Origin of the sequence: Nocardioides jiangxiensis, assembly GCF_030580915.1 — a bacterium.
Classification (GTDB): Bacteria; Actinomycetota; Actinomycetes; order Propionibacteriales; family Nocardioidaceae; genus Nocardioides; species Nocardioides jiangxiensis.
Genome location: NZ_JAUQTA010000001.1, coordinates 1,435,917 through 1,459,592, shown reverse-complemented (window position 1 = coordinate 1,459,592; position 23,676 = coordinate 1,435,917). Strand labels below are relative to the sequence as shown.

General features: G+C 70.7%; 26 protein-coding genes. 14 read left to right on the top strand and 12 right to left on the bottom strand.

The features are described 5' to 3' along the window. Window positions 1-18 precede the first annotated feature (18 nt). From Q5722_RS07085 to Q5722_RS07075, 3 genes are read left to right on the top strand one after another with little or no spacing between them, the layout of a single operon-like run. Window positions 19-537, top strand: a complete 519-nt coding sequence (locus Q5722_RS07085; protein ID WP_305027505.1) for an ATP-dependent zinc protease family protein — start codon at window positions 19-21, stop codon at window positions 535-537. Beyond that, entirely contained in the window at window positions 527-1,477 is a 951-nt protein-coding gene (locus tag Q5722_RS07080) for a succinylglutamate desuccinylase/aspartoacylase family protein (protein WP_305027504.1), read from the top strand. The genes Q5722_RS07085 and Q5722_RS07080 overlap by 11 nt, the downstream gene beginning before the upstream one ends. Window positions 1,478-1,534: 57 nt before the next feature. Further along, window positions 1,535-1,975: a DUF4383 domain-containing protein gene (locus Q5722_RS07075; protein ID WP_305027503.1), complete on the top strand. Its 441-nt coding sequence runs from the start codon at window positions 1,535-1,537 to the stop codon at window positions 1,973-1,975. Window positions 1,976-1,999: 24 nt separating this feature from the next. On the opposite strand, the gene Q5722_RS07070 is transcribed toward Q5722_RS07075, so the two are convergent. Together Q5722_RS07070 and Q5722_RS07065 are read right to left on the bottom strand one after the other, a co-directional pair. Next, window positions 2,000-2,401: an SRPBCC family protein gene (locus Q5722_RS07070; RefSeq protein WP_305027502.1), complete on the bottom strand. Its 402-nt coding sequence runs from the start codon at window positions 2,399-2,401 to the stop codon at window positions 2,000-2,002. A gap of 283 nt (window positions 2,402-2,684) precedes the next feature. After that, on the bottom strand, window positions 2,685-4,505 hold the full coding sequence (locus Q5722_RS07065; RefSeq protein WP_305027501.1) for a phosphoenolpyruvate carboxykinase (GTP): 1,821 nt from the start codon (window positions 4,503-4,505) through the stop codon (window positions 2,685-2,687). Between the two features lie 168 nt (window positions 4,506-4,673). Here Q5722_RS07065 and Q5722_RS07060 point away from each other — a divergent pair, with 168 nt between their 5' ends. Further along, on the top strand, window positions 4,674-5,021 hold the full coding sequence (locus tag Q5722_RS07060) for an ArsR/SmtB family transcription factor (protein WP_369415017.1): 348 nt from the start codon (window positions 4,674-4,676) through the stop codon (window positions 5,019-5,021). A gap of 2 nt (window positions 5,022-5,023) precedes the next feature. On the opposite strand, the gene Q5722_RS07055 is transcribed toward Q5722_RS07060, so the two are convergent. The 3 genes from Q5722_RS07055 to Q5722_RS07045 all read right to left on the bottom strand — a co-directional run bounded on the left by Q5722_RS07055 (window position 5,024) and on the right by Q5722_RS07045 (window position 7,322). After that, entirely contained in the window at window positions 5,024-5,260 is a 237-nt protein-coding gene (locus tag Q5722_RS07055; protein WP_305027499.1) for a DUF1272 domain-containing protein, read from the bottom strand. A gap of 64 nt (window positions 5,261-5,324) precedes the next feature. After that, on the bottom strand, window positions 5,325-6,500 hold the full coding sequence (locus Q5722_RS07050; protein ID WP_305027498.1) for an alpha-hydroxy-acid oxidizing protein: 1,176 nt from the start codon (window positions 6,498-6,500) through the stop codon (window positions 5,325-5,327). 90 nt (window positions 6,501-6,590) lie between these two features. Then, the gene (locus tag Q5722_RS07045) at window positions 6,591-7,322 is read right to left on the bottom strand and encodes a PaaX family transcriptional regulator C-terminal domain-containing protein (RefSeq protein WP_305027497.1); all 732 of its coding nucleotides are present in this window, start codon (window positions 7,320-7,322) and stop codon (window positions 6,591-6,593) included. Window positions 7,323-7,377: 55 nt separating this feature from the next. Here Q5722_RS07045 and Q5722_RS07040 point away from each other — a divergent pair, with 55 nt between their 5' ends. The 6 genes from Q5722_RS07040 (at window position 7,378) to Q5722_RS07015 (ending at window position 13,107) form a co-directional block, all read left to right on the top strand. Further along, window positions 7,378-8,382, top strand: a complete 1,005-nt coding sequence (locus Q5722_RS07040) for a crotonase/enoyl-CoA hydratase family protein (RefSeq protein ID WP_305027496.1) — start codon at window positions 7,378-7,380, stop codon at window positions 8,380-8,382. Further along, window positions 8,379-10,022 carry an acyl-CoA dehydrogenase family protein gene (locus Q5722_RS07035; RefSeq protein WP_369415016.1) on the top strand — a complete coding sequence of 548 codons (1,644 nt, stop codon included), beginning with the start codon at window positions 8,379-8,381 and terminating at the stop codon, window positions 10,020-10,022. The genes Q5722_RS07040 and Q5722_RS07035 overlap by 4 nt, the downstream gene beginning before the upstream one ends. After that, window positions 10,019-10,789 carry a crotonase/enoyl-CoA hydratase family protein gene (locus tag Q5722_RS07030; RefSeq protein ID WP_305027495.1) on the top strand — a complete coding sequence of 257 codons (771 nt, stop codon included), beginning with the start codon at window positions 10,019-10,021 and terminating at the stop codon, window positions 10,787-10,789. Before Q5722_RS07035 ends, Q5722_RS07030 begins: the two co-directional genes overlap by 4 nt. A gap of 26 nt (window positions 10,790-10,815) precedes the next feature. Further along, on the top strand, window positions 10,816-10,980 hold the full coding sequence (locus Q5722_RS07025) for a hypothetical protein (RefSeq protein ID WP_305027494.1): 165 nt from the start codon (window positions 10,816-10,818) through the stop codon (window positions 10,978-10,980). Between the two features lie 79 nt (window positions 10,981-11,059). Further along, the gene (locus Q5722_RS07020; RefSeq protein WP_305027493.1) at window positions 11,060-11,227 is read left to right on the top strand and encodes a hypothetical protein; all 168 of its coding nucleotides are present in this window, start codon (window positions 11,060-11,062) and stop codon (window positions 11,225-11,227) included. Window positions 11,228-11,298: 71 nt separating this feature from the next. Beyond that, entirely contained in the window at window positions 11,299-13,107 is a 1,809-nt protein-coding gene (locus Q5722_RS07015; protein ID WP_305027492.1) for a CocE/NonD family hydrolase, read from the top strand. 83 nt (window positions 13,108-13,190) lie between these two features. Here Q5722_RS07015 and Q5722_RS07010 read toward each other — a convergent pair whose 3' ends face one another. The 4 genes from Q5722_RS07010 to Q5722_RS06995 all read right to left on the bottom strand — a co-directional run bounded on the left by Q5722_RS07010 (window position 13,191) and on the right by Q5722_RS06995 (window position 18,179). After that, on the bottom strand, window positions 13,191-13,619 hold the full coding sequence (locus Q5722_RS07010) for a VOC family protein (protein WP_305027491.1): 429 nt from the start codon (window positions 13,617-13,619) through the stop codon (window positions 13,191-13,193). A 138-nt stretch (window positions 13,620-13,757) separates the two neighbouring features. Further along, window positions 13,758-14,195 (bottom strand): SRPBCC family protein, encoded by a 438-nt coding sequence (locus Q5722_RS07005; RefSeq protein ID WP_305027490.1) that lies wholly within the window; start codon window positions 14,193-14,195, stop codon window positions 13,758-13,760. 54 nt (window positions 14,196-14,249) lie between these two features. After that, window positions 14,250-15,815, bottom strand: coding sequence for an SDR family NAD(P)-dependent oxidoreductase (locus tag Q5722_RS07000; RefSeq protein WP_305027489.1), 1,566 nt, complete (start codon window positions 15,813-15,815; stop codon window positions 14,250-14,252). Between the two features lie 228 nt (window positions 15,816-16,043). Further along, the gene (locus Q5722_RS06995; protein ID WP_305027488.1) at window positions 16,044-18,179 is read right to left on the bottom strand and encodes an MMPL family transporter; all 2,136 of its coding nucleotides are present in this window, start codon (window positions 18,177-18,179) and stop codon (window positions 16,044-16,046) included. A 56-nt stretch (window positions 18,180-18,235) separates the two neighbouring features. On the opposite strand from Q5722_RS06995, the gene Q5722_RS06990 reads away from it, so the two are divergent. After that, window positions 18,236-18,742 carry a winged helix-turn-helix transcriptional regulator gene (locus tag Q5722_RS06990; protein WP_305027487.1) on the top strand — a complete coding sequence of 169 codons (507 nt, stop codon included), beginning with the start codon at window positions 18,236-18,238 and terminating at the stop codon, window positions 18,740-18,742. 53 nt (window positions 18,743-18,795) lie between these two features. Here Q5722_RS06990 and Q5722_RS06985 read toward each other — a convergent pair whose 3' ends face one another. The 3 genes from Q5722_RS06985 to Q5722_RS06975 form a co-directional block, all read right to left on the bottom strand. Continuing rightward, the gene (locus Q5722_RS06985) at window positions 18,796-18,978 is read right to left on the bottom strand and encodes a YegP family protein (protein WP_305027486.1); all 183 of its coding nucleotides are present in this window, start codon (window positions 18,976-18,978) and stop codon (window positions 18,796-18,798) included. 146 nt (window positions 18,979-19,124) lie between these two features. Further along, the gene (locus tag Q5722_RS06980) at window positions 19,125-20,195 is read right to left on the bottom strand and encodes an amidohydrolase family protein (RefSeq protein ID WP_305027485.1); all 1,071 of its coding nucleotides are present in this window, start codon (window positions 20,193-20,195) and stop codon (window positions 19,125-19,127) included. Continuing rightward, window positions 20,192-20,788 carry a TetR/AcrR family transcriptional regulator gene (locus Q5722_RS06975; protein WP_305027484.1) on the bottom strand — a complete coding sequence of 199 codons (597 nt, stop codon included), beginning with the start codon at window positions 20,786-20,788 and terminating at the stop codon, window positions 20,192-20,194. The genes Q5722_RS06980 and Q5722_RS06975 overlap by 4 nt, the downstream gene beginning before the upstream one ends. 40 nt (window positions 20,789-20,828) lie before the next feature. Between Q5722_RS06975 and Q5722_RS06970 the strand changes: the two genes are divergently transcribed. The 3 genes from Q5722_RS06970 to Q5722_RS06960 are packed head-to-tail and all read left to right on the top strand — an operon-like array spanning window position 20,829 to window position 23,676. Next, window positions 20,829-22,091, top strand: coding sequence for an acyl-CoA dehydrogenase family protein (locus tag Q5722_RS06970; RefSeq protein ID WP_305027483.1), 1,263 nt, complete (start codon window positions 20,829-20,831; stop codon window positions 22,089-22,091). After that, the gene (locus tag Q5722_RS06965; protein ID WP_305027482.1) at window positions 22,088-22,918 is read left to right on the top strand and encodes an SDR family NAD(P)-dependent oxidoreductase; all 831 of its coding nucleotides are present in this window, start codon (window positions 22,088-22,090) and stop codon (window positions 22,916-22,918) included. Before Q5722_RS06970 ends, Q5722_RS06965 begins: the two co-directional genes overlap by 4 nt. A 2-nt stretch (window positions 22,919-22,920) precedes the next feature. Then, complete coding sequence (locus tag Q5722_RS06960; protein ID WP_305027481.1) at window positions 22,921-23,676, top strand: SDR family oxidoreductase; 756 nt, start codon at window positions 22,921-22,923, stop codon at window positions 23,674-23,676.

The window sequence follows — 23,676 nt, the reverse complement described above, 5'->3', positions numbered from 1 at the left end:
TCTGCTTGGATAGGGGCCGTGACGGACTCCCATCCAACCAGACACCCGGAGACCGCCGGGTGGCGCGAGTGGGTGAGTCTCCCCGACCTCGGCGTGCCGTGGATCAAGGCGAAGCTCGACACCGGCGCCCGGTCGTCGGCGGTGCACGCCTTCGACCTGGAGCCCTTCGAGCGTGACGGTGCCGAGTGGGTCCGCTTCTCCATCCACCCGTGGCAGCGCAGTGCCGAGGACGCCGTCGACGTCGAGCTCCCGGTCCACGACCGGCGCGCGGTCCGCAGCTCGTCGGGTCACGCCGAGGAGCGCTACGTCGTGCTCCTCGACATCCGTCTGCTCGACCGCACCGTCACCGCCGAGGTGACCCTCAGCCGCCGCGACGAGATGGGGTTCCGCCTCCTCGTCGGCCGTGAGGCGCTGCGCCAGGGCTTCCTCGTCGACTCCGCCCGGTCGTACGTCGGCGGCCGGCCCCGCCGCGTCGTACGCCGGAAGAACCGCGGCGTCGCGCCGCTGCCGAAGGCGGTGCCGGCCGATGGCGCGTGAGTCCTTCGCGATCGGCAGCGTCCGCGTGCGCGCCGGGTCGGCCAAGTCGGTCGAGCTGCCGATCACCCGCCTCGTCACCGGAGGCGACGTGAGCCTCCCCGTGCACGTCGTGCACGGCAAGGAGGCCGGCCCGGCGATCTGGGTCAACGCCGCGATCCACGGCGACGAGGTCCTCGGCGTCGAGGTGATCCGTCGCGTGATGGCCGACCTCGACCCCAAGCAGCTGCGCGGCACGGTGGTCTTCGTCCCGGTCGTCAACGTGCTCGGCTTCATGAACGGCGACCGTTACCTGCCCGACCGCCGCGACCTCAACCGGATGTTCCCCGGCTCCGCACGCGGCTCGCTGGCGAGCCGCATCGCGCGGCTCTTCATGGACGAGGTCGTGTCCAAGTGCGAGCTCGGCATCGACCTGCACACCGCCGCGGACAAGCGCGACAACCTGCCCCAGATCCGGGCCGACCTCGACGACCCGGTGACGCGCAGGCTGGCCCAGTCGTTCGGCGCTCCGGTGATGCTGCACGCGAGGCTGCGGGACGGCTCGCTGCGTCAGGCGGGACTCGACGTCGGCGCGCGTGTCCTGCTCTACGAGGCCGGAATGGCGATGCGCTTCGACGAGGCCCCGATCAGGGTCGGTGTCGAGGGAGTCCTGCGCGTGCTGGTCCAGATGGACATGATCGACATCCGCCCCGAGCTGATCGAGCCGCCGTACGTCGAGGAGTGCCGCTCGAGCGGCTGGGTCCGGGCCCGCGGCACCGGCATCCTCCACCTGGAGGTCGACCTGGGTGCCGAGGTGCGCGAGGGCCAGCGCCTGGGTGGCCTCTCCGACACCCTGGGCCGGCGGGTGCGGCTCGTGCACGCCGACCGCACCGGCGTCGTCATCGGGCTGACCCGGGCCCCGATCGTCAACGCGGGCGACGCGGTCATCCACATCGCCAACTGACGCATCCGCACGCCTCGCGCGGGGTACCTCACGGGCCCCTGACGAGAGGAGAGCGTGATGGAGACGGACGTCCGCTACGACGCATCGCAGATCCAGCTGGCCGCCGCGGCGGTCGGGACGGCATTCCTGGTGGTCGGCATCGCCGGGTTCATCCCGGGGGTGACCACGCACTACGGCGACCTGCAGCTCGCGGGCCACGACTCGGGCGCGAAGCTGCTCGGCCTGTTCCAGGTCTCGGTCCTCCACAACCTGATCCACCTGGCCTTCGCGGCCGCTGGCCTCCTCCTGGCGAGGACGGCAGCCGGCGCACGGGCGTACCTGGTGGGCGGTGGGCTCGTGTACCTGCTGGTCTTCCTCTACGGCCTCGTGGTCGGGCAGCACGACCAGGCGAACTTCGTCCCGCTCAACGACGCCGACGACGTCCTGCATCTCGTGCTCGGCGGCGGCATGGTGCTGCTGGGCCTGCTCCTCGGTCGTCCGCGCCCGATCGGTGACTGACCGGTCGGGAGCGGAGCGCGGTGCTCAGGCCGACGCGGCCTGGCGGACCTCGAGGGTCTCGACGAGGCGGGCGACGGTGCGCGCCATGGCCTTCGCCGCTGCCTTCTCGATGAGCGGGGCGGCGAGGCCGACGAGCGGGGCCTCGCCGGTCTGGCGCAGCGTGAGCTTGGTCCAGGCGCCGGTCGGCTCCCAGGTGTAGGTCGCCTCGAGCGCGACCGGGCCCTGCTCGCTGCGCAGGACCATGCCGTGGGTCGGCTCGAACGAGACCAGATCGAAGCCGAGCGGCAGCTTGCGTCCCAGCACGTGGGGCAGCCAGGCCTCGGCGGTGGCCGGGTCTGCCGCGTGGCGGGCGACGTCCGCGACGGGACGGCGGACGAGCGACGAGACGGTGACGTCCATGGCGGGTGCTGCGACCGTGGTGCTCATGGGGCTGCCTTCCAGGTGGGTGCGGCCCTGCAGTTGCTGGCCACTCGTCAAGGGAAACGGTCGAGCGGCGCAACGGTGACGCGGTTTCCGGCAGGGAATTTCGGCGGGCCGGCGGTCATGCCGGCGGGTCTGGACACCCCCGTGTTCCCCGGACCCGCCGCGCGTATGCGGAAACTATCGGTTCCCAGTGGCGCCGTCACCTCCTGCGCCCGCAGCCGGTCGGGAAATGACGAAGGCCGCCGCCCCGTCGTACGACGGAGCAGCGGCCTCTCGCTCGGCTCGCTCAGGCCTCGAGGGCCTTGGCGACGCGGTTGTGCGCCTCCCAGATCTCGGCCGGCACGTTGGTGAACTGCTTGAGGTGCTCCTCGCGGTAGCCCATCTCCTGCTGCCAGCGCTTCGTGTCGATCGTGAGGATCGTGTCGAGGTCGGCGAGCGTCTGCTCGTCGAGGCCCTCGAGGTTGAGCTCCTCGCGCGCCGGCAGGACGCCGACCGGCGTCTCGACACCGGTGACCTCGCCGTTGCGGTACTGCATGAGCCACAGCAGCGGGCGCAGGTTCTCGCGGTAGCCGGGCCACAGGAAGCGGCCGTCCTCGCCACGCTGGAACCAGTTGACGTGGGCGAAGATCGGGTTGTTCGTCGCCTTGCCGACCACGTCGAGCCAGTGCTGGGCGTAGTCGCCCTCGCCGTAGGACATGAACGGACGCATCGACATCGGGTCGTAGCGCAGCACGCCCTCGAGGCCGTCGGCGGCGAACGTCGCCTCGGCGCCCAGGGTGAGGCCGTCGTAGACGCCCTCGGCGAGGTCGTTGATCGCGCGGATCAGCGGCTCGCGGTCACGGGTGCGACCACCGAAGATGATGCCGTGGATCTCGACGCCGGCCGGGTCGTTCCACTGCTCGGCAGCGTTCGGGACGTTGGCGATGGTGGTGGTGAAGCGGGAGTTCGGGTGCGCCCAGTTCTCGTCCGCCTGCTCCGGCGTACGGTCGGCGATGCGCTCGCCCTTCCAGTCCAGCCAGCCGTCGAGGTCGGTCGGCTTCTCGCCGCGACCCTCCCACCAGACCTCCTGCGTCTTCTCGTTGTACGCGACGTTGGTGTAGATGACACCGAGGCCGGGCTTGATCGACTCGATCGCGGTCGGGTTGGTCAGCTCGTTGGTGTCCTTGGCGACACCGAAGACACCGTTCTCCGGGTTGAAGCCGCGGAGGACGCCGTTCTCGTCGACCCAGATCCAGGCGATGTCGTCGCCGTAGAACTCCACGTAGTAGCGGTCACCGAGGGCGTCGGGGGCCAGCGTCATCGCGAGGTTGGTCTTGCCCGAGGCCGACGGGAAGCCACCGCAGATGTTCCACTTCTGGCCGGTCTCCTTGTCGGTGATGCCGAGGAGCATGAACTGCTCGACGAGGAAGCCGTTCTTCCAGCCGTCGTAGGAGCCCTGGCGCAGACCGTGGGCGATCTTGCCGAGCAGCGCGTTGCCGCCGTACGACGAGCCGAAGTGCAGGATCGTGCGCTCGTCGGCGACGGTCACGAAGTAGCGCTTGTCGTCCGGGGTGCCTTGGCCGAGGTTCGGCAGGTCGCCCGTGACGTGCACGGCGCGGACGAAGTCGTTGCCGAGGTGGTTGATGTAGTCCACACCGACGCGGGCCATGCGGATCATCTGCAGCACGACACCGACGTTGTCGGTCAGCTCCACACCCGCGGCGAACTTGTCGAGCGGGGAACCCGCCGGCGCCATCAGGTAGGGGATCACGTACATCGTCTTGCCCGCCGATGCGCCGGTCATCAGCTCGATGAGCTTCGGCTTCATCTCCGAGGAGGGCTTCCAGTTGTTGTACAGACCCTTGTCGGCCTCGTCGGAGGTCGCGACGATCGTGCGCTCCTCGGCACGAGCGGTGTCCTTGAAGTACGAACGCGAGAAGTACGAACCCTCGCCGGCCGGAAGCAGCTCGCCGGCCTCGAGCGCCACCTGGATGAGGCGTGCGTCGTCGGCGGCGGAGACCACCTCGACGCGCTCGGCGCCGGTGATGGCAAACCACTCGTTGACGTACGCGCGCACGTCCTCGTTGGTCAGACCAGCCTGGTCAAGCACGGTGTTGACGTCAGTCATTTGGGTCCTGTCCTCTCGACTCTGACAGCCATTGCACACGACACGCCCTCGGATCGCACATTCAGGAGGCTACTTGAGATGAAGAGTTTCGCAACTCATGTAGCCTTCATGTCCAATGGTGATGGACGTCGCCGTTGACGGACAGGATCAGGTCGCGAGCGAGGAGCTGTGGTGGGAGTACCGCTGTATCAGGCTAAGGCCGAGCTCTTCAAGACGCTCGGGCACCCCGCTCGCATCCGGATTCTGGAACTCCTGAGTGAGCGGGATCATGCGGTGCACGAGCTCCTGGAGCAGATCTCCATCGAGCCGAGCAACCTCTCGCAGCAGCTCGGCGTGCTCCGTCGTACGCAGCTGGTGACCTCCAACCGGTCGGGCGGGGCGGTCGTCTACTCGATCGCCGTGCCGGAGGTCCGCGACCTGCTGCTCGCCGGCCGCCAGATCCTCGGCCAGCTCGCCGCGCAGCAGAGCCAGCTCTCCGCCGAGCTCGCCGTCAGCCCCGCCCAGCTCGCGGACTGAGGTCAGGACCGGGCTCGTTTCACCCGGCGGACCACCCGTGCGGGGGTGCGGCGCGCGATCTCGCGCAGGCCGGTGACCCGGCGCGGGCGCGGCACCAGCTCGCCCGCGCAGTTGGGGCAGGCGTCGAGCTTCGCCTCGCAGGCCGGGCAGTAGGTGCACTCGTAGGAGCAGATGAAGGCCTCGGCGGCGTAGTCGAGCGGGGCGGCGCACAGCTCGCACTTGCTCTTCATGGACAGCATGTCCGGGATTCTGCCCCAGAACGCTGCCGGCGTCAGCGGGTCGTCGCCCGGCTGCACGTCCGGCTCAGGGGACCCGGACGAGCACCTCGCGGGCCAGCTCCGCGACCGAGGCGTAGCCGTTGAGCCCCATCGTCAGGTCAGCCTCGGCGAGCAGGCACTGCAGCACGTGCTGCGCACCCGCCGCGCCGCCCATCGCGATGCCCCACCCGTAGGGACGGCCGACACCGACCGCCGTGGCGCCGAGGGCCAGCGCCTTGACCACGTCGACGCCCGAGCGCACGCCGGAGTCGAAGAGCACCGGCATCCCGTCGGCCGCGGTCACGACGTCGGGGAGGAAGTCGAGCGCCGGGGCCGACGCGGCCTGGCGGCCGCCGTGGTTGGAGCAGTAGATGCCGTCGACCCCGCCGTCCCTGGCGCGGCGTACGTCGTCGGGGTGGCAGATGCCCTTGAGCAGCAGCGGCAGGTCGGTGAGGCCGCGCAGCCACGCGAGGTCGTCCCAGGAGAGGCCGGGGTTGCCGAACGTGAGCGCCCACTGGATCGCGGCGGCGCCCGGGTCCTCCTCCGGCGTCCTGTCGAGCTTCGCCCGGAAGACCGGGTCCGAGAAGTAGTTGGCCAGGCACTTCGCCTGCAGCTGGGGCATCGAGGCGTGCTGGAGGTCTCGCGGGCGCCACCCGAGGGTCCAGGTGTCCAGCGTGACGACGATGCCGGCGAACCCGGCCGCCTCGGCGCGACGGACGAACGACTCCGCGAGCTCGCGGTCGTTGGGCGTGTAGAGCTGGAAGAAGGCGGGCGTCTCGCCGAGCTCGGCGGCGACGTCCTCCATCGGGTCCTGCATGAGCGTCGACATCACCGCCGGTACGCCGGTCGCGGCTGCCGTGCGCGCCACCTCGAGGTCGCCGTGGCCCGGTGCGCCGCCGGCGGCGTCCATGACGCCGACGACGCCGATCGGCGCCATGAAGACCGGGCTGGCGTAGCGCCGGCCGAAGAGCTCCACCGAGAGGTCGCGCTCGGCGGCGCCGGAGAGCATGCGCGGCTTGATGCCCCAGCGCTGGAACGCGCGCACGTTGGCGTCCTGCGTGAACTCGTCGCCCGCGCCGCCGGCGACGTAGTCGTAGAGCACGTCGTCGAGGGTCGCGCGTGCGGCGGCCTCCCACCCGGCGTACTCCATCGGGAAGGACGGCATCGTGCCGAAGAGCCCGTTGAGGTAGACGCCGGTGTTGAAGTCGGAGAAGTTCGCCATGGCCGCATCATGCCGCGTGGCGCGGCATGGGCCCCGTCTCGGCGCGGCACGGGCCCCGTCTCGGCGCGGCACGGGCCCCGTCTCGGCGGGTCAGCTGCCGTTGCGGGCCAGGTCGTGCAGCTCGGCCTGGTACGCCGCGTACGTGCGGCGCAGGTCCGCGCCGGGCCAGTCGGCGGGAAGCAGCTCGGCCGGCAGCAACGGGTCGCTGCTGAGGTGCCTGACCAGGTGGGCGGCTGCGGCGAGCCGGTCGGCCGGGGCTGTGGTCGCGTGCAGGTGCTCGAGGATCCGCCGGCCGGTGGTGGCCCAGGCGGGCAGGTCCCACAGGCGCGCTGCCAGCTCGGCCGGGTCCTCGTGCGGAGTCGCGCGGAAGGTCTCGAGGACCGGGTCGGCCGCATACGCGGCCGGGCGGCGGAGGTTGGCGGGCCTGGTCCACACGCCCTCGCGGAGCTCGGCCAGGCGGGCGTGTGCGAGCTCGTCGCGCAGGGCAGCGCGCTCGGCGCCGGAGCGGCCGGTCACGACGACGACGGCCATCTCCCAGCTGCCGTCCCAGTCGGCCTCGGCGTCCTCGACGCCCTCGTCCTGGCGGGCCTGGCGGCTGATCAGGCGGTCGCCCAGCTGGTAGCCCCCGTCGAAGCGGACCAGGTCGCCGGCGGCGACGGCCCTGCTGAGCGCGACGCGCAGGGTCGCGGAGGCGACGCCGAAGTGGTCACCCGCCCGGGTCAGCTCGGCGGTCGTGAGCCGTGCCGGGTGTGCGCCGAGCAGCAGGCTGAGCACGACGGAGCGCGCGGAGAGGGGGGTCGCGTCGACGGGCACGGAGGACATCCTGTCATGCAACAAATCTGGACACGCCTGTATAGATATCTGTAACGTCGGAAGCATGGAGACGACACCCGGCTGGCGCCTGCGCACTGACGAGGGCCCTGGCTCGCCGTACCGGCACGCGGCGGCGGCGAGCGACGACGGCCCGGCGTACCGGACCCTGACCTACGAGGTCGACGGCCGTGTCGCACGACTGACCTTCAACCGGCCGGAGCAGGGCAACGCGATCACCCCCGACACCCCGCTCGAGCTGGCGCACGCGGTGGAGCGGGCCGACCTCGACCCGCGCGTGCACGTGATCGTGCTGAGCGGGCGGGGCAAGGGGTTCTGCGGCGGCTACGACCTGGCGGCCAGTGCAGAGCACCTGATGGAGGGCGGCATGCGCGGTGCCGACGACCGCACCGGCACGGTGCTCGACCCGGTCGTGCAGATGACCAACCACGACCCCCGCGGCACCTGGGACCCGATGGTCGACTACGCGATGATGAGCCGCTTCACGAAGGGATTCGCGAGCCTGCTGCACGCCGACAAGCCGACGGTCGCCAAGATCCACGGCTTCTGCGTCGCCGGCGGCACCGACATCGCCCTGCACTGCGACCAGATCGTCATCGCCGCCGACGCGAAGATCGGCTACCCACCCACCCGTGTCTGGGGCGTGCCGAGTGCCGGCCTGTGGGCGCACCGCCTCGGCGACCAGAGGGCCAAGCGGCTGCTGCTCACCGGCGACACGCTGTCCGGCCGCGAGGCGGCGGAGTGGGGCCTGGCCATCGAGGCGCCCGACCCCGCTGAGCTCGACGAGCGCACCGAGGTGCTGGTCCAGCGCATCGCCGCGATGCCGCTCAACCAGCTGATGATGGTCAAGCTCGCCCTCAACTCCGCCCTCCTCGCCCAGGGCGTGCAGAACAGCCGGATGATCAGCACCGTCTTCGACGGGATCTCCCGGCACACCCGGGAGGGCTACGCCTTCCAGCAGCGTGCGGCCGAGGCGGGCTTCCGCCAGGCGGTGCGCGAGCGCGACTCCGCGCCGTACGACGACTTCGGCCCCTCCACGAACAAGGGATGACCACGATGACCGCGACGCACGAAGTCTTCAACCAGGTCCCGCCGCTCGTCGGCCACGACACCAGCGCCGACCCCGCGCTCCGCGAGGGCCTGGAGCGTGAGGGGGCCGGGTGGGCGATCCCGGAGGTGAGCGAGCTGGGATGCCTTGCCGGCACCGCCGAGGCGCAGGCCTGGGGCCGGCTCGCGGAGCGGGTCCCGCCGGTGCTCCACAACTACGACCGCTACGGCCACCGCATCGACGAGGTCGAGTACGTGCCTGCCTACCACCAGCTGATGACGACCGCCGTCGAGCACGGCCTCCACGGTGCCCCGTGGGCCGACGACCGCCCCGGCGCCCACGTCGCCCGCGCCGCGAAGTTCTACGCGTGGAACGTCGACGCCGGACACGGCTGCCCCATCTCCATGACGTACGCCGTCGTCCCCGCGCTGCGCGCCAATCCCGAGCTCGCCGCGACGTTCGAGCCGCTGCTGACCAACCGGGAGTACGACTTCGGCCTGCAGGACCCCGCGACCAAGCGAGGCCTGATCGCCGGCATGTCGATGACGGAGAAGCAGGGCGGCTCCGACGTCCGTGCCAACACCACGACGGCCACGCGGCAGGCCGACGGGACCTACGTGCTGCGCGGGCACAAGTGGTTCACCTCGGCGCCGATGAGCGACATGTTCCTGACTCTCGCCCAGACGCCGGCGGGCGTCACGTGCTTCCTGGTGCCGCGCGTCCTTCCCGGCGGTGAGCACAACGCGATGCGCTTCGTCCGGCTCAAGGAGAAGCTCGGCAACAAGTCCAACGCCTCCTCCGAGATCGAGTACGACGCCGCGGTCGGCTGGCTCGTGGGGGAGGAGGGCCGTGGTGTCCGGACCATCGTCGAGATGGTCAACATGACCCGCCTCGACTGCGTGATCGGCTCCTCCGCCGGCCTGCGCACCGCGGTGACGATGGCTGCCCACCACGCGCGGCACCGGTCGGCGTTCGGCAAGCTGCTGGTCGACCAGCCCGCCATGCGCAACGTCCTCGCCGACCTGCAGGTGGAGTCCGAGGCATCGACCACGGCGATGATGCGCCTGGCCGGCGCCAACGACCGCGCGATCCGCGGCGACGAGGGCGAGGCGGCTCTCCGTCGCATCGCCCTCGCCGTGACCAAGTACTACGTCTGCAAGCGGTCACCGGTCGCGGTCGGCGAGGCGCTGGAGTGCCTCGGCGGCAACGGCTACATCGAGGAGCACGACATCGCCCGGATCTACCGCGAGATGCCGCTCCTCTCGATCTGGGAGGGGTCCGGCAACGTCGCGGCGCTCGACGCGCTGCGCGCGCTGGCGAAGGAGCCGCACACGCTCGACGCTTTCTTCGCCGAGGCAGCGCTGGCCGAGGGGGCGGATGTCCGCTACGACGAGGCCGTCGACCGGCTGAAGAAGGAGTTCACCTCGTTCGACGACATCGAGCTGCGGGCCCGCCGGATCGTGGAGCAGATGGCGCTGGTCTTCCAGGGCTCCCAGCTGCTGCGGCACTCGCCGGCTGCGGTGGCCGACGCGTTCTGTGCCTCGCGCCTGGGCCGCGACTGGGGCGGGGCACTCGGCACGCTGCCGACCGGCCTCGACCTGGCCCCGATCATCGAGCGCACGGCGACCGGGTTCCCCGGATGAGCGTCCACGTCGAGAAGCGCGGCTCCGTCACGGTGGTGACGCTGGACCGGCCCGAGGTCCGCAACGCCGTCGACACCCCGCACGCGCGGGAGCTGCACGCGGCGTTCCTCGCCTTCGATGCCGACCCCGAGGCCCACGTCGCGGTGCTCCACGGTGCGGGTGGGTCGTTCTGTGCCGGGGCCGACCTCGCCGCCGTGAGCACCGCGTCGATGGAGGTCGCTCCGCCCACGGGCGCCGCCGACGACATCGGTCCCATGGGCCCGACCCGGCTCCGGCTCTCCAAGCCGGTCATCGCCGCCGTCGAGGGGTACGCCGTCGCCGGGGGCCTCGAGCTGGCGCTCTGGTGCGACCTGCGCGTCGTCGACCCCGGGGCGACGTTCGGCGTCTTCTGCCGGCGCTGGGGGGTGCCCCTGATCGACGGCGGCACGATCCGGCTCCCCGAGCTGGTCGGACGTTCGCGCGCCCTCGACCTCGTGCTCACCGGACGCCCGGTGGATGCCGCCGAGGCGCTCCACATCGGACTGGCCAACAGGGTCGCCGCGCCGGGCGCGGCGCTCGCCGAGGCCGTCGAGCTGGCGGAGCGGATCGCGGCGTTCCCGCAGGCGTGCATGCGCTCGGACCGGGCCTCCGTCCTCACCGCCGCCGGCCGTCCGGAGGCAGAGGCGATCGCGGAGGAGTGGCGCCTCGGTGAGGAGGTCCTGCTCGAGGCGGTGGCGGGCGCAGCGCGGTTCGCGGAAGGGGCCGGCCGGCACGGCGCCGGGGCGTAGGCTGGACCCGGCACAAGGAGGAAGTCATGAGCGCCGGTGAGCTCTTCACAGGACTGGTCATTCTCGCGTTCTTCGTCGGCGCGCTCCTGATGGGCGTCTCCCGCCCGTGGGACACCACCGACCCGGAGCACCACCCCGACATCCTCGACGCGGACGGGCCGATCCCGCCGTCGGAGGAGTCGGGCATCTGACCCGTCTGGGCCCTCCCGGTGGAGGGCTCCGGCGGCGTAGGCTCGTAGCGGTGGGGCACACCGTCTACGGAGGTGCGCCATGGAGCCGTTTGCCGAGATCTTCACCCGCGACCAGGTCTTCATCCTGCTCGCGATCCTCGCCTTCTTCCTCCTCTCGATCGTGATCGCGCTGTCGGTCCGCAAGCCCGAGGAGTCGACCGACCTCGAGCACTTCGACCACGAGCACGGCGAGACCGAGGCACGCTGACCCTGCAACGCCTGATGGCCCACTTGTTGACGAGGGCGTAACCAAGTGGCGTGCCTCACAGTTGTGCAGGCATGTTCCCGCGTTCCCGTGCTCGTCGCGTGGTGCCGCTGGCCGGACTGGCCGCCGCAGCCACCGCACTCGTCGCCCCTGCGCTCCCGGCCGTCGCCGGGCCGGCGTACTCCGTGCAGACCCTGCACTTCGCTGTCACCACCGGCCCGGACAACGGCACGGCCTGCGACATCATCGGTGACCTCTACCTGCCGTCGTCCGCCTCGCCGACCAGTCGGGTGCCCGCGATCCTGACCACCAACGGTTTCGGCGGGTCCAAGGACGACCAGGCGGCCTGGGGTGCGTCGTTCGCCACCAACGGCTACGCCGTGCTGTCGTACTCCGGCCTCGGCTTCGGTGGGTCCTCCTGCAAGATCACCCTCGACGACCCCGACTGGGATGGCAAGGCGGCCAGCCAGCTGGTCTCCTACCTCGGCGGCCGCGACGGCATCGCCTACGCCGACGCTGCCCACACCCAGCCGGTCGCGCCGCTCGAGGTGGTCCAGCGTGACCAGAAGGACCACGACGGCGTCGCCCAGGCGAACGACCCCCGGGTCGGCCTGATCGGCGGCTCCTACGGTGGCGGGTTCCAGTTCGCCGCGGCGGGCATCGACCACCGCGTCGACGCCCTGGTCCCGATCATCACCTGGAACGACCTCTCCTACAGCCTGGCCCCGAACAACACCGACAAGGTCGCACCCGGTCGGGTCACCTCGACCAACTCCGGAGCCACCAAGCTCGCCTGGGGCCTGGGCTTCTCCGCCCTGGGCCTCACCGGTGACCTGCAGAACCAGCAGGTCCCCGGCGACCCGCTCCCGTGCCCGAACTTCGCCGACTGGGTCTGCCCCGCGCTGGTCACTGCCGGCACCACGGGCTACTTCGACGCCGCGTCCGTCGCCGCGGCCCAGCACGCCAGCGTCGCGTCGTACATGGCGAACATCGAGGTGCCGACCCTCCTCCTGCAGGGCCAGGCGGACACGCTCTTCAACCTCAACGAGGCGGTCGCCACCTACCAGGCGCTCAAGGCGCAGGGCACCACCGTCAAGATGGTCTGGCAGCACTTCGGGCACAGCTCCCTCGGGATGCTCCCCGGTGAGAACGACTACCTCGTCGGCCGCGCGTACCAGTGGTTCGACCGCTACCTCAAGGGGCTCGACGTCTCGACCGGTCCCGAGTTCGCCTACTACCGCGACTGGCTCGACACCGGTGACGCCGGCGCGACGTTCGCGACGTCCCGGTCGTTCCCCGTCGGCAGCGGCCAGACCTGGAAGCTGTCCGGTGGCGGCCTGACCGCGGGCGCCCTCACGACCGGCACCCCACTGCCGGGCACGCAGGCGTTCGTGACCCCTGCTGCGGGGCTGCCGACGTCGTTCCCCGAGACCGACGTGCTCGGCGGCGTCGTGAAGGACCCGGTTGCCGACGCCGTCGACGTTCCCGGCACGTACGCCGCGTGGAGCAGCCCGGTGCTCGGCTCGAAGGTCGACGTCGTGGGCTCGCCGGTCGCGACGCTCAAGGTCGACGCACCGTCCGCCGCCCTCACCCAGGGCGCCGGCGAGGCCGGCCAGCTGGTCCTCTTCCTCAAGGTGCAGGACGTGGACGCCTCGGGCCATGCGGTGACGATCAACGCGCTCGAGGCACCGGTCCGGGTCGCTGACGTGACCAAGCCCTTCACCACCACCCTGCCGGCGATCGTGCACCGGTTCGCGCCCGGGCACACGCTCCGGTTCGTGGTCGCGGGCGGCTCGGTGAACTACCGCGGCGGCATCGAGGCGACGCCGGTGACGATCACGTCGGGCGGCACCCAGACGCTGACCCTGCCTGTCGTGCCGTAGCCACACCCGGCCCCTCCGGAGCATCACAGCGGCCCGGACCGTCATCCGACGGTCCGGGCCACTGTGCTGTCGTGCCGGGCGGGTCAGCCCTGGGCCGCAGCGTTCTCCGGGGAGACGATGTTGACCAGCCAGCTGATGCCGAACTTGTCGATGACGTGGCCGAAGACGTCGCCCCAGACCTGCCTGTCGAGCGGCATGCCGATGGTGCCGTCGGCGGCGAGTGCCTCCCAGTAGGCCCGCAGCGGACCCTCGTCCGTGCCGGAGAGGCTGATCGAGAAGCCGGCCGGGGCGGCGTACTCGCCCATCTGCGGGTGCGTGTCGGAGGCCATCAGGGTGAAGCCCTCGTCGGTCACGAGCATGGCGTGCATCGTGAGGCCGGCGGCGTCGCTGGTGTCTCCCATGTCGCCGAAGGTGCTGACCCGCAGGTCACCGCCGAGGAACGACTGGTAGAAGGCCATCGCCTCGGCGGCGTTGTCCTTGAAGTTGAGGTACGGGTTCAGTGCGTTGGTCATGTCCTCAGCCAACACCCGACCCCCGACAGTGTCGAGGGCGCGCACGGTGCCGTCGTCACACGTTCAGCCGTGCGACGCACGACGCCCGCGGGACCTGTGGACCCGCGGGCGTGAACGCGTGGACGAAGCCGGGCTCGGTCAGCCCTCGAGCTTCTCCTTGAGCGACTTCGTCGACGCGCTGGCTGCGATCTTGACGACCGGCTCGACGACCTTGCCGAGTGCCTTGCCGGCGATGCCACCGCCGAGGTCGTACTCCCAGGTCACCTTGATGGTGCAGGAGGCGTCACCGGTGGGGGTGACCTCCCAGCGCGAAGCGTTCTTGATGCCCTTGTAGGAGTCGAGCACCATCAGGCGGCCCTCCTCGAACTCGACGACCTCGAGCAGGGACTGCAGCTTGGCGCCGAGCTTGATGGTCCCGTCGAACTTGGCGCCGATCCCGCGGGTCTGCTCGGTCAGGGCCTTGAGCTCGCTGAGGCCGTAGAGCCAGTCCGCGATCTTCGTGTAGTCGGAGAGGTAGGCGAAGGCCACGTCGGAGGAGACGGCGACCGCGCTCTCCACGGAAACAGAGTTGGACATGGTGCAGACCCTAGAAGAAAGTGCGACTCACCGTCGCACTCATCCGGGTGAGAATCACCACGGGCTGGGCTCGTAGTCCTTCACGAAGACGCCGTAGATGTCGTTGCCCAGCTCACCCTGCACGATCGGGTCGTAGACGCGGGCGGCGCCGTCGACCAGGTCGAGCGGTGCGTGCCAGCCCTCGGCGGCGATGCGGAGCTTCTCGTAGTGGGGCCGCTCGTCGGTGATCCATCCGGTGTCGACGGCGGTCATCAGGATCCGGTCGGTCTCGAAGTACTCGCCGGCGGAGGTGCGCGTCATCATGTTGAGCGCGGCCTTGGCCATGTTGGTGTGCGGGTGTCCCGGGCCCTTGTACCGGCGGGAAAACTGCCCCTCCATCGCCGAGACGTTGACGATGTACGCGCGACGGGCGCCGTTGGCGATGGCCGCGCGCATCGCCGGGCGCAGGCGCGAGTTGATCAGGAACGGCGCGATCGAGTTGCAGAACTGCACCTCGAGGAGCTCCAGCGGGTCCACCTCGTCGAGCACCTGGGTCCAGGAGTTGTTGTCCTGGATGTCGGGGATGAGGCCACCGGCGTCGATCGCCGTACCGGCCAGGTGCTGCTCGAGCGAGGCGTTGCCGGCCTTGAGGGCCAGTGCGGTCAGCGACGCCGCGTTGTGCGCCGCCAGCGCCGCCTCGGCCGACTCTCCCTCGTGGTGCGCCACGGCGGTCTCGGACAGGGCGCCCGCGATGGCGGCCGGGTGGGCCTCGGAGATCCGGTCGAAGGTGACCATCTCCGGCAGGGCCTTGATGCCGAGCGACTCGGCCGTCCCGAGCGGCGCGTTCTCGCCGTCGATCAGGTGGGAGTAGGCGCCGGGGAGGCGGCGTACGGTCTGGCAGGCGTTGTTGATGATGATGTCGAGCGGTCCGTCGGCCGCGACGTCGTCGGTCAGCGAGATGACCTGGGTGGGGTCGCGCAGGTCGATGCCGACCACCTTGAGCCGGTCGATCCAGTCCGCGGAGTCCTCCATGGCGGCGAACCGGCGGACGGCGTCCTTGGGGAAGCGCGTCGTGATCGTCGTGTGTGCGCCGTCGCGGAGGAGGCGCAGCGCGATGTACATGCCGATCTTCGAGCGGCCACCGGTGAGCAGTGCGCGCTTGCCGGTGAGGTCGGTGCGCTGCTCGCGCTTGGCGTGGCTCTTGGCCGCACATGTCGGGCAGAGCCAGTGGTAGAAGGCGTCGACGAGCGTGAAGTCCTGCTTGCAGATGTAGCAGCCGCGCGCGGTGATCAGCTCGCCCGCGAAGGCGCCCTTCGCGGTCGAGACCAGCGGGATGCCGGCGGTCTCGTCGTCGATGCGCATCGGCGAACCGGTCGCGGTCTTCTCGATGATCGCCTGGTCGTGCGCCTGCTTCTCCTGGCGGAGCTCGGAGCGGCGCTGCTTCTTGATCAGCTTGTACATGTACGACGCGCCGCGCTTCATCGTGCGGACGTCCTCGTGCTCCGGGTCGAGGCGGGGGATCTCGCTGAGGACCTTCAGCGCGATGCGGAGCTCCTCGGGATCGATCCGCTCGAGCGGCTCGTCGGAGAGCGGGCCGCCGAAGGGGTGGTCGTCCTGGGGCTGGTCATCGCGGTGTGGCACCGGCAGATCGTACGGCGCGGTGACCTGCTGCTCCGAATGCGTGGATGGCCCGAAATACAATTCGAGCCCGTCTCGACCAGCGGGAGGGAGGGAGTGCTGGTGGAGACGGGCTCGAGCGATCAGGGAGCTGGGAGGGAGGTTGCTCCCCGACCGTTGTGCCCTGATCAACGCGCGGTCGGGCGGCGGGTTACGCGGGTCCCGGAAAATATTTTCGGGACTTTTCCCGGCCTACCCCTCCCTGATCCCGAAGCGGTCGTGGAGGCGGCGGAGCGGTCGGGGAGCCCACCAGTTGGCCTCGCCCAGGAGCCGCATCAGGGAGGGCACGAGCAGCGCCCGGACGATGGTCGCGTCGATGAGGACGGCGAGCGCCATGCCGACCGAGATCTGCTTCATGAAGAAGACCGGGCTCACCGCGAACGCCGCGAACACGACGGCGATCATGAGCGCCGCCGCGCTGATGATGCGGCCGGTACGTGCCATGCCCTGTGCGACCGCCTCCTCGTTGCCCAGGCCACCGTCGCGCAGCTCCTTGATCCGCGCCATCACCAGCACGGCGTAGTCGGTGGCGAGGGCGAACGTGACCACGAAGAGGAAGACCATGCTGGTCACCTCGACCGAGTACGGCCCCGGGTAGTCGAGCAGGCTGCTGCCGACCTTCTTCTCGAACACGATGACGAGGATGCCGAGCGTGGTACTCAGCGTCAGGGCGTTCATCAGCAACGTCTTGAACGGCAGCAGCACCGATCCGGTCAGCAGGAAGAGCAGGACCAGGGTGAGCAGCACGATGACGGAGACGACGAGAGGCGCGTTGGCGGCCAGCGACGCCTTCTGGTCGATGAAGCGGGCGGTGTTGCCCGTGACCAGCAGCGTCGTCCCCGAGCCCGCGGAGAGCCTGCGGATCTCCTTCAGCGAGTCCTGCGCGCCGTCGTCGAGCGCCGGTACGTCGAACGCGGCGGTCGCGTAGGCGACGTCGTCCGACGTGTGCTGGAAGGGGGTGACGGCGACGACGTGGTCGACGCCGGCGATCTCCGTGCGCAGCGCGGCGAGCTCGCTGTCGGTGGCGCCACCGGTGACGGTCAGGGAGACGCCCTCGGTCACGGCCCGTGGGTAGTGGGCGTTGAGGTACCTGATCACCCCGTAGGACTGCTGGCCGGGCGGCACGGCCTGTGCGCTCGGCCCGGTGAGGTGCGTGCCCAGCAGCGGGAACGCCACCGCGAGCAGGATCGTCGTCGTCGCCACCGCGACGAGGACCGGCCGCTTCATCACGCCCCGCGCGAGGCGCAGCCAGCCGGTCGAGGCGTCGGAGACGGCCGGACCGCGGCGGATCGAGAACCGGTTGATGTTCGGGCCCAGCCAGGCGAGCAGTGCCGGGACGACCAGGATCGCCATCGTCGACGAGAGCAGGCCGACCATGCCTCCGGCGACGCCGATCGAGTAGAGGAAGCGCTGCGGCATCAGGACCAGGGCCGCCATGGCACTGGCGACGGTCAGTCCGGAGAAGAGTGCGGTACGGCCCGCCGAGGTGACGGTGTTGCGCAGCGCCTCCTCCGTGTAGCCGAGCCGGGCGACCTCCTCGCGGTGACGCGAGATCAGGAGGAGTGCGTAGTCGACGGCCAGGCCGAGCGACAGCGCCGTGGCGATGTTGAGGGCGAAGAGCGAGGTCTCGGTGAACGTCGCCATGATCCGCAGCGCGAAGAGCGTGCCGACGATCGACAGGCCTCCGACGAGCAGGGGGATGAGCATCGCCACGACCGACCGGAAGACCAGCAGCAGCAGGATGCCCAGGATCGGGAAGGCGATCAGCTCGGCGTTGTCGAGGTCCTTCCGGGTCTGGTCGTTGACCTCGTTGAAGCCGGCTGCGAAGCCGCCGAAGCCGACGTCCAGGGAGGTCGACGTGACCAGCTTCCGTGCGGACTCGTCAGCGATGCCGCCCTTGTCCTCGATGTCGGGGTCGGTGAGGTGGGCGGCGAGCACGAGCGAGCGCCCGTCGGCGGCGACCAGGCCGGTCCTCGCCGGGTCCGGTGCGGCCAGGGGGTTGTCGACCTTGCCGACGTACCTCGCCTTGGCGAGCTGGGCCGCGAGGCGGTCCACCTCGGTGACGACCGCGGGGTCGGTGAGGTCGAGCCTGTCGCCGTCCTTGGTGCGCACCAGCACGACGAGGCTCGGCTCGGCGGTGTGGCCGAGGTCCTTGGCCAGCACGCGACCGGCGACCTCGCTCTGGGAGGACGGGTCCGCGAAGCCCGCGGCAGCGAGGTGCTCCTCGACGTCGTGGCCGAAGAAGCCCGCGACGCCGGCGAAGAGCAGGACAAGAGCCAGGACGGCGCGGGGACGGCGCCACGTGAGGGCGCTGATGCGATCGAGCATGACCGCAACGTAGCAGCGCGAGTTCCCATTGGGAACCCACCTGTTAGGGTGAGTCCGTGCACACCTCGCCGGATGACCGCCACTGCTCCGTGGCGCGCTCGCTCGACGTCGTCGGTGACCGGTGGTCCCCGCTGATCATCCGCGACGTCGCCCTCGGCGTCAGCCGCTTCGACGCGATCCAGCGCGACCTGGGGATCTCGCGCAAGGTGCTGACCCAGCGCCTGCAGGCGCTCCTCGACCACGGGGTGCTCGGGAAGGTCCCCTACTCCGAGCACCCTCCGCGGTACGACTACCGGCTGACGGAGAAGGGCAACGACCTGGCGATGGTCGTCCTCGCCCTGCAGCAGTTCGGCGACAAGTGGCTCGCGGGCGACGACGGCCCTCCGCTGCTGTGGCGCCACCTCGCGTGCGGTGAGCTCAGCACGCCGGTCGTCTGCTGCGACCGCTGTGGAGAGCAGGTGCGTCCCGGGGACGCCGTGCCCGTGAAGGGGCCGGGTTTCCGCGAGGAGGACGGTCCCGAGCTGAGTGCAGCGATCGACCAGATCAGCGCCCTCCTCGGCTGACGACAAGGCGAGCCGCGTCGGGCAGGCCGGAGGGACCCGCCCGACGCGTCGGGTCACTCGGTGAGGTCGACGACCGTCGCGCCCTCCGCGGCCCGCTGGACCGCCTCGGTGCCCTTGACCGCCGCTGCCTTGGTCTCGTAGTCCTCGCCGACCGCCACCACCTGGCCGTTGGCCGCCTTCAGGCGGAACCGGAACTTGCCGGCCTTGTCCTCGTAGACCTCGAACTTCCCTGCCATGCCATCACCTTCCGAAAAGCGCACTGCGACGAAAGATCGGACCCGAGCTCCGGCGGGCGGGTGCCCGAGCCGAGTCGACCACGCCGCCGAGCCGTCGGCAAGGAGTTCCCGCTGAACGTCGGCCGCCCGTCGGCCCACGGGCCTCCTCAGCCCAGGCGGTAGGTACGCCGCGCCACGTCGCGCAGCAGCAGGTCGACGTCGGCATAGCTGCCCAGGACGTCGAGCAGGAGCGTGATGCTCGCCGGGATGCCGATGCCCGGCTTGTCCATCGGGAAGTTCGACGCCCACATCGTGCGCGCAGTGCCGAAGGAGTCGTGGACGTGGCGGATCAGCGGCGCGACCGTGTCGACGAAGTGGGCGTCGAGCGGTGCACTGCGGGGTCGACGTACCTCTCCGCCGAGGACGGGCATGCCGAGGCCTGAGTGCTTGGCGACGACGTTGGGGTGGCCGGCGAGTGCCGAGACGTCGTCACGCCAGCGGGCGAGCTGGTCCGCGCGCTGGCGCTCGTCCCGGCCGGCGGTGGTGCCGCGCGGTCCCAGCAGCCCAGCCGGGGTGCCGTAGTGGTCGAGCACGAACGTCGTCTCGGGGTAGGCGCGTACGAGGGGGAGTGCATCGGGCAGCTGGTGCGCGTAGCCCCACAGCTCGAAGCTGAGGCCGCGCTCGGCGATGGCGGCGAAGCCGTCGAGGAACGCGCGCTGGGCCCAGAGCCCGGCGGACGCCTCGAAGTCGCGGATGCCGGGGTCCGGGTGGTTCGCCGCGGACATCCGTACGCCGCGGACCAGCGGGCTGGCGGTCAGGTGCTGCCCGAGCACGGTCGCAGCATCCGGCCACCGCGGGTCGACGTGGACCACCATCGCGCCGAGGGCGGGTGCACCGTCCTGACCGAACGGCAGGCCGCTGATCCAGCGGGTCTCCTCCACCGACCGGGCGTGGGGCTCGTGCGGCCAGGCTGCCTCGATGTGCACCACCGTGCTGACCGGCACCCCGCCGGCGTCGGCGCGGTAGTCGAGCGGGAGATACGGCTTCAGCACGTGGTGCGGGTCGCCGACGAACTCCCGGTCGGCGCGCGGGAGCGCCCAGCGCAGCGCGCGCGGGACCCGCGGGACCCGGCGGAGGGCGCGGGCCTCCTTTGCGACGACGCCGTCGTTGACCAAGGGGTCCCACTGGTGGATGTGCGGGTCGATGACGCCGCCGACGGGCCAGGTGATCGTGCTCATCGGGGGTCTCCTTCGATCGCGACGAGGGCGTGCAGGGCGCGGCAGGCGTGGTCGACCTCGTCGGCGAGCGGAGGGCGGTCCGCCGTGGGCGTGCCCGACCAGCGCAGCGCCCGGTCCTCGACGTACGCCGTCCAGCCGTGGGCCACGGCGAGGGCCGACTCGGGCAGGCCGGTGGCGGTCACGATGCGACGCGCGATCGTCATCCGGTGGCTGTCGACACCCTCGCCGCCGAACGAGAGCGGTCCGCTGCCGAACACCAGCGCGAGGTAGAAGGCGCGGCGGCGCTCGACCTGGGCGTAGAAGCGCTCGACGAACTGGCGCAGGGCGACCTCGGGCGGCGCGTCCGGGTCCGGCGCCAGGTTGCGCTGCACCCGGCGCGACGCGGCGCCGAGCACCGCGTCGTAGTAGTCGGTCTTGGTCGGGAAGTAGTGGAAGAGCAGGCCTCGCGAGATGCCGGCCTCGGCCGCGACGGCGTCGAGGGAGAGGTCCTGGATCGGCTTCTCCACCAGCATGCGCAGGCCGATGCCGAGCAGCTGCCGTCGTCGGTCCTCGGGGCTGAGCCGGGTGCGGGTCCGGGAAACTTCCTCGCTCACACTATTGAGCATTGCTCAACAAACTGGCATGGTCAACCCCATGGACTTCGCACCTTCCCCGCGTGCCGCCGAGCTCACCGGCCTCGTCCGCGACTTCATGGCGACCGAGATCGAGCCCGTCGAGGCCGACTACCACCGCGAGATGAAGCGCCGCCGCGAGTCCGGCGACGGCTCGAACTGGCAGGAGCTCCCGGTCATGGCGCAGCTGCAGGCCAAGGCCCGTGAGCGCGGTCTGTGGAACCTCTTTCTCCCCGCCGGCCACGAGGGCCCGTACGCCGGGCGCTACGGCACGCTCGGCGGCACCGGGCTGTCGAACGTCGACTACGCCCCGATCGCCGAGCTCACGGGGCGCAGCTTCATCGCGCCGTATGTCTTCAACTGCAACGCGCCCGACACCGGCAACATGGAGGTGCTGCTGAAGTACGGCAACCAGGAGCAGAAGGACACCTGGCTCGATCCGCTCCTCGACGGCCGGATCCGGAGCGCCTTCCTGATGACCGAGCCCGCCGTCGCCTCCTCCGACGCGACGAACATGGAGCTGACCGCCGTCCGTGACGGCGACTCGTGGGTGCTCAACGGCACCAAGTGGTTCTCCACCGGCGTCGGCCACCCCGACTGCGAGATCTACATCGTCATGGCGGTCACCGACCCCGACGCCGACCGCCACCACCGGCACTCGATGATCCTCGTCCCGCGCGACACCGCCGGGGTGAAGGTCGAGCGGATGCTCACCACGATGGGCTTCTTCGACGAGCCGCACGGTCACGGCGAGGTCTCGCTGACCGACGTCCGCGTCCCGGCAGGCAACGTCATCAGCGGGCCCGGTGAGGCCTTCGCGATCGCGCAGGGGCGCCTCGGTCCGGGCCGCGTCCATCACTGCATGCGCCTCATCGGACTGGCCGAGAAGGCGCTCGAGCTGGCGATCCAGCGCGGCACCTCGCGCCAGGCCTTCGGCAAGCAGCTGGTCAACCTCGGCGGCAACCACGAGCGGATCGCGCAGGCCCGCATCGCCATCGAGTCCACGCGGCTCCTCGTCCTCAACGCCGCCTGGAAGCTCGATGTCGGCGGCCCGATGAACGCGATCTCCGAGGTCTCCCAGATCAAGGTGGCGGCGCCGCGGATGGCGCTCGACGTCATCGACTTCGCGATGCAGATCCACGGCGGCGGTGGCCTGACCGACGACTTCCCGCTGGCCGCGGCCTGGACCGGCGCACGTTCGTTGCGCTTCGCCGACGGCCCCGACGAGGTGCACCTCGGCCTGATCGCGCGCCTGGAGCTGATGAAGCACGGGATGTCGCGATGACGCGGCCCACAGGGAGCCGCCGGGTGCTGGTGACCGGGGGGTCGTCCGGCCTCGGTGCCGCGCTCGTCGCGGCGTTCGCGGCACGGGGTGACCGCGTCCTCGTCGCCGACCTCAACCCGCCTGCTGCGCTGGCGGAGGGGTCGCGCCACCTCCGGCTCGACGTGACGTCCGACGCCGACTGGGATGCCGCCCGTGCCTGGGTCGAGGCCGAGTGGGGCGGGCTGGACGTGCTGGTCAACAACGCGGGCATCGCGACCGGCGGGCGGATCGACGTCGTCACTCTGCCTGAGTGGGACCGCGTCATCGACATCAACCTGCTCGGGGTGGTCCGCGGCATCCGCACCTTCGTCCCGCTGATGAAGGCGGCGGTGGAGGCCGGCGAGCCGGGTGGCCAGATCGTGAACACCGCCAGCCTGGCCGGGCTCGTCCACCCGCCGGCCATGGCGTCGTACACCGCGGTGAAGGCGGCGGTCGTCGCGGTCAGCGAGACGCTCGCCTACGAGCTCGACTCGTGGGGGATCTCGGTCTCCGCGATCTGCCCCGGCTTCTTCCGGACCAACCTGGCGAGCTCGCTCGACGGCAGCGACACCGCGATGGACCGGGTCGCTGCCCGGCTGATCGACCGCTCGCCCCTCGACGCGACCCAGGTCGCGGCCCTCGTGATGAAGGGCATCGACGCGCGGCGGATGGTCATCGTCCCCGACGCCCCCGCACGCAAGGCTGTGTGGACCAAGCGCTTCGCCCGCCCCCTCTACGACCGCGAGCAGCGGAAGTTCGCCGCCCGCATCCACGCCATCACCCAGCAGGACCAGACGAAGGACGCATGACCATGAGCAAGGGAACGATCCTCATCACCGGCGCGAGCTCGGGCCTCGGTGCCGAGATGGCGCGACAGTTCGCCGACCTCGGCTACGACCTGGCGATCACCGCGCGACGCACCGAGCGCCTCGACGAGCTCGCCGCCGAGATCACCGCGAAGCACTCCGACCGCCGGGTCATCACCAAGGCGCTCGACGTGACCGACGACGAGGCGGTCTTCCGCGTGTTCAAGGAGGTCGCCGCGGAGTTCGGCACGCTCGACCGCGCGATCATCAACGCCGGTCTCGGCAAGGGCGCTCCGCTGGGCAAGGGCCGCTACGACGCCAACAAGGCGACCGCGATGACCAACTTCGTCGCCGCGCTCGCCCAGACCGAGGCCGCCATGGAGATCTTCCGCGCCCAGAAGTCCGGCCACCTCGTGATGATCAGCTCCGTCTCGGCGATGCGAGGCATGCGCTCGGCGATCACGACGTACGCCGCCACGAAGGCCGGCGTCGCCGCGCTGGCCGAGGGCCTGATCAACGAGAACGTGAAGGCCAAGGGCATCGACGTCTCGATCATCTACCCGGGCTACATCCGCTCGGAGATGAACGACAAGGTCGAGCAGAAGACCAAGTTCATGGTGGACACCGAGACCGGCGTCCGCTCGATGGTCGCCGCCATCGAGAAGCGCAGGCAGAAGGCGCTCGTCCCCTCGTGGCCGTGGGTCCCGCTCGGCTTCGCGCTCAGGAACGCGCCGATGGGCGTCGTCCGGAAGCTCTTCTGA

What these genes read in the sequence shown, in the direction of transcription:
- Q5722_RS07080 (WP_305027504.1), top strand. Translation starts at nt 527, where the DNA reads ATGGCGCGTGAGTCCTTCGCGATCGGCAGCGTCCGCGTGCGCGCCGGG.
- Q5722_RS07075 (WP_305027503.1), top strand. Translation starts at nt 1,535, where the DNA reads ATGGAGACGGACGTCCGCTACGACGCATCGCAGATCCAGCTGGCCGCC.
- Q5722_RS07070 (WP_305027502.1), bottom strand. Translation starts at nt 2,401, where the DNA reads ATGAGCACCACGGTCGCAGCACCCGCCATGGACGTCACCGTCTCGTCG.
- Q5722_RS07065 (WP_305027501.1), bottom strand. Translation starts at nt 4,505, where the DNA reads ATGACTGACGTCAACACCGTGCTTGACCAGGCTGGTCTGACCAACGAG.
- Q5722_RS07055 (WP_305027499.1), bottom strand. Translation starts at nt 5,260, where the DNA reads ATGCTGTCCATGAAGAGCAAGTGCGAGCTGTGCGCCGCCCCGCTCGAC.
- Q5722_RS07050 (WP_305027498.1), bottom strand. Translation starts at nt 6,500, where the DNA reads ATGGCGAACTTCTCCGACTTCAACACCGGCGTCTACCTCAACGGGCTC.
- Q5722_RS07045 (WP_305027497.1), bottom strand. Translation starts at nt 7,322, where the DNA reads ATGTCCTCCGTGCCCGTCGACGCGACCCCCCTCTCCGCGCGCTCCGTC.
- Q5722_RS07040 (WP_305027496.1), top strand. Translation starts at nt 7,378, where the DNA reads ATGGAGACGACACCCGGCTGGCGCCTGCGCACTGACGAGGGCCCTGGC.
- Q5722_RS07035 (WP_369415016.1), top strand. Translation starts at nt 8,379, where the DNA reads ATGACCACGATGACCGCGACGCACGAAGTCTTCAACCAGGTCCCGCCG.
- Q5722_RS07030 (WP_305027495.1), top strand. Translation starts at nt 10,019, where the DNA reads ATGAGCGTCCACGTCGAGAAGCGCGGCTCCGTCACGGTGGTGACGCTG.
- Q5722_RS07025 (WP_305027494.1), top strand. Translation starts at nt 10,816, where the DNA reads ATGAGCGCCGGTGAGCTCTTCACAGGACTGGTCATTCTCGCGTTCTTC.
- Q5722_RS07020 (WP_305027493.1), top strand. Translation starts at nt 11,060, where the DNA reads ATGGAGCCGTTTGCCGAGATCTTCACCCGCGACCAGGTCTTCATCCTG.
- Q5722_RS07015 (WP_305027492.1), top strand. Translation starts at nt 11,299, where the DNA reads ATGTTCCCGCGTTCCCGTGCTCGTCGCGTGGTGCCGCTGGCCGGACTG.
- Q5722_RS07010 (WP_305027491.1), bottom strand. Translation starts at nt 13,619, where the DNA reads ATGACCAACGCACTGAACCCGTACCTCAACTTCAAGGACAACGCCGCC.
- Q5722_RS07005 (WP_305027490.1), bottom strand. Translation starts at nt 14,195, where the DNA reads ATGTCCAACTCTGTTTCCGTGGAGAGCGCGGTCGCCGTCTCCTCCGAC.
- Q5722_RS06995 (WP_305027488.1), bottom strand. Translation starts at nt 18,179, where the DNA reads ATGCTCGATCGCATCAGCGCCCTCACGTGGCGCCGTCCCCGCGCCGTC.
- Q5722_RS06985 (WP_305027486.1), bottom strand. Translation starts at nt 18,978, where the DNA reads ATGGCAGGGAAGTTCGAGGTCTACGAGGACAAGGCCGGCAAGTTCCGG.
- Q5722_RS06980 (WP_305027485.1), bottom strand. Translation starts at nt 20,195, where the DNA reads ATGAGCACGATCACCTGGCCCGTCGGCGGCGTCATCGACCCGCACATC.
- Q5722_RS06970 (WP_305027483.1), top strand. Translation starts at nt 20,829, where the DNA reads ATGGACTTCGCACCTTCCCCGCGTGCCGCCGAGCTCACCGGCCTCGTC.
- Q5722_RS06965 (WP_305027482.1), top strand. Translation starts at nt 22,088, where the DNA reads ATGACGCGGCCCACAGGGAGCCGCCGGGTGCTGGTGACCGGGGGGTCG.
- Q5722_RS06960 (WP_305027481.1), top strand. Translation starts at nt 22,921, where the DNA reads ATGAGCAAGGGAACGATCCTCATCACCGGCGCGAGCTCGGGCCTCGGT.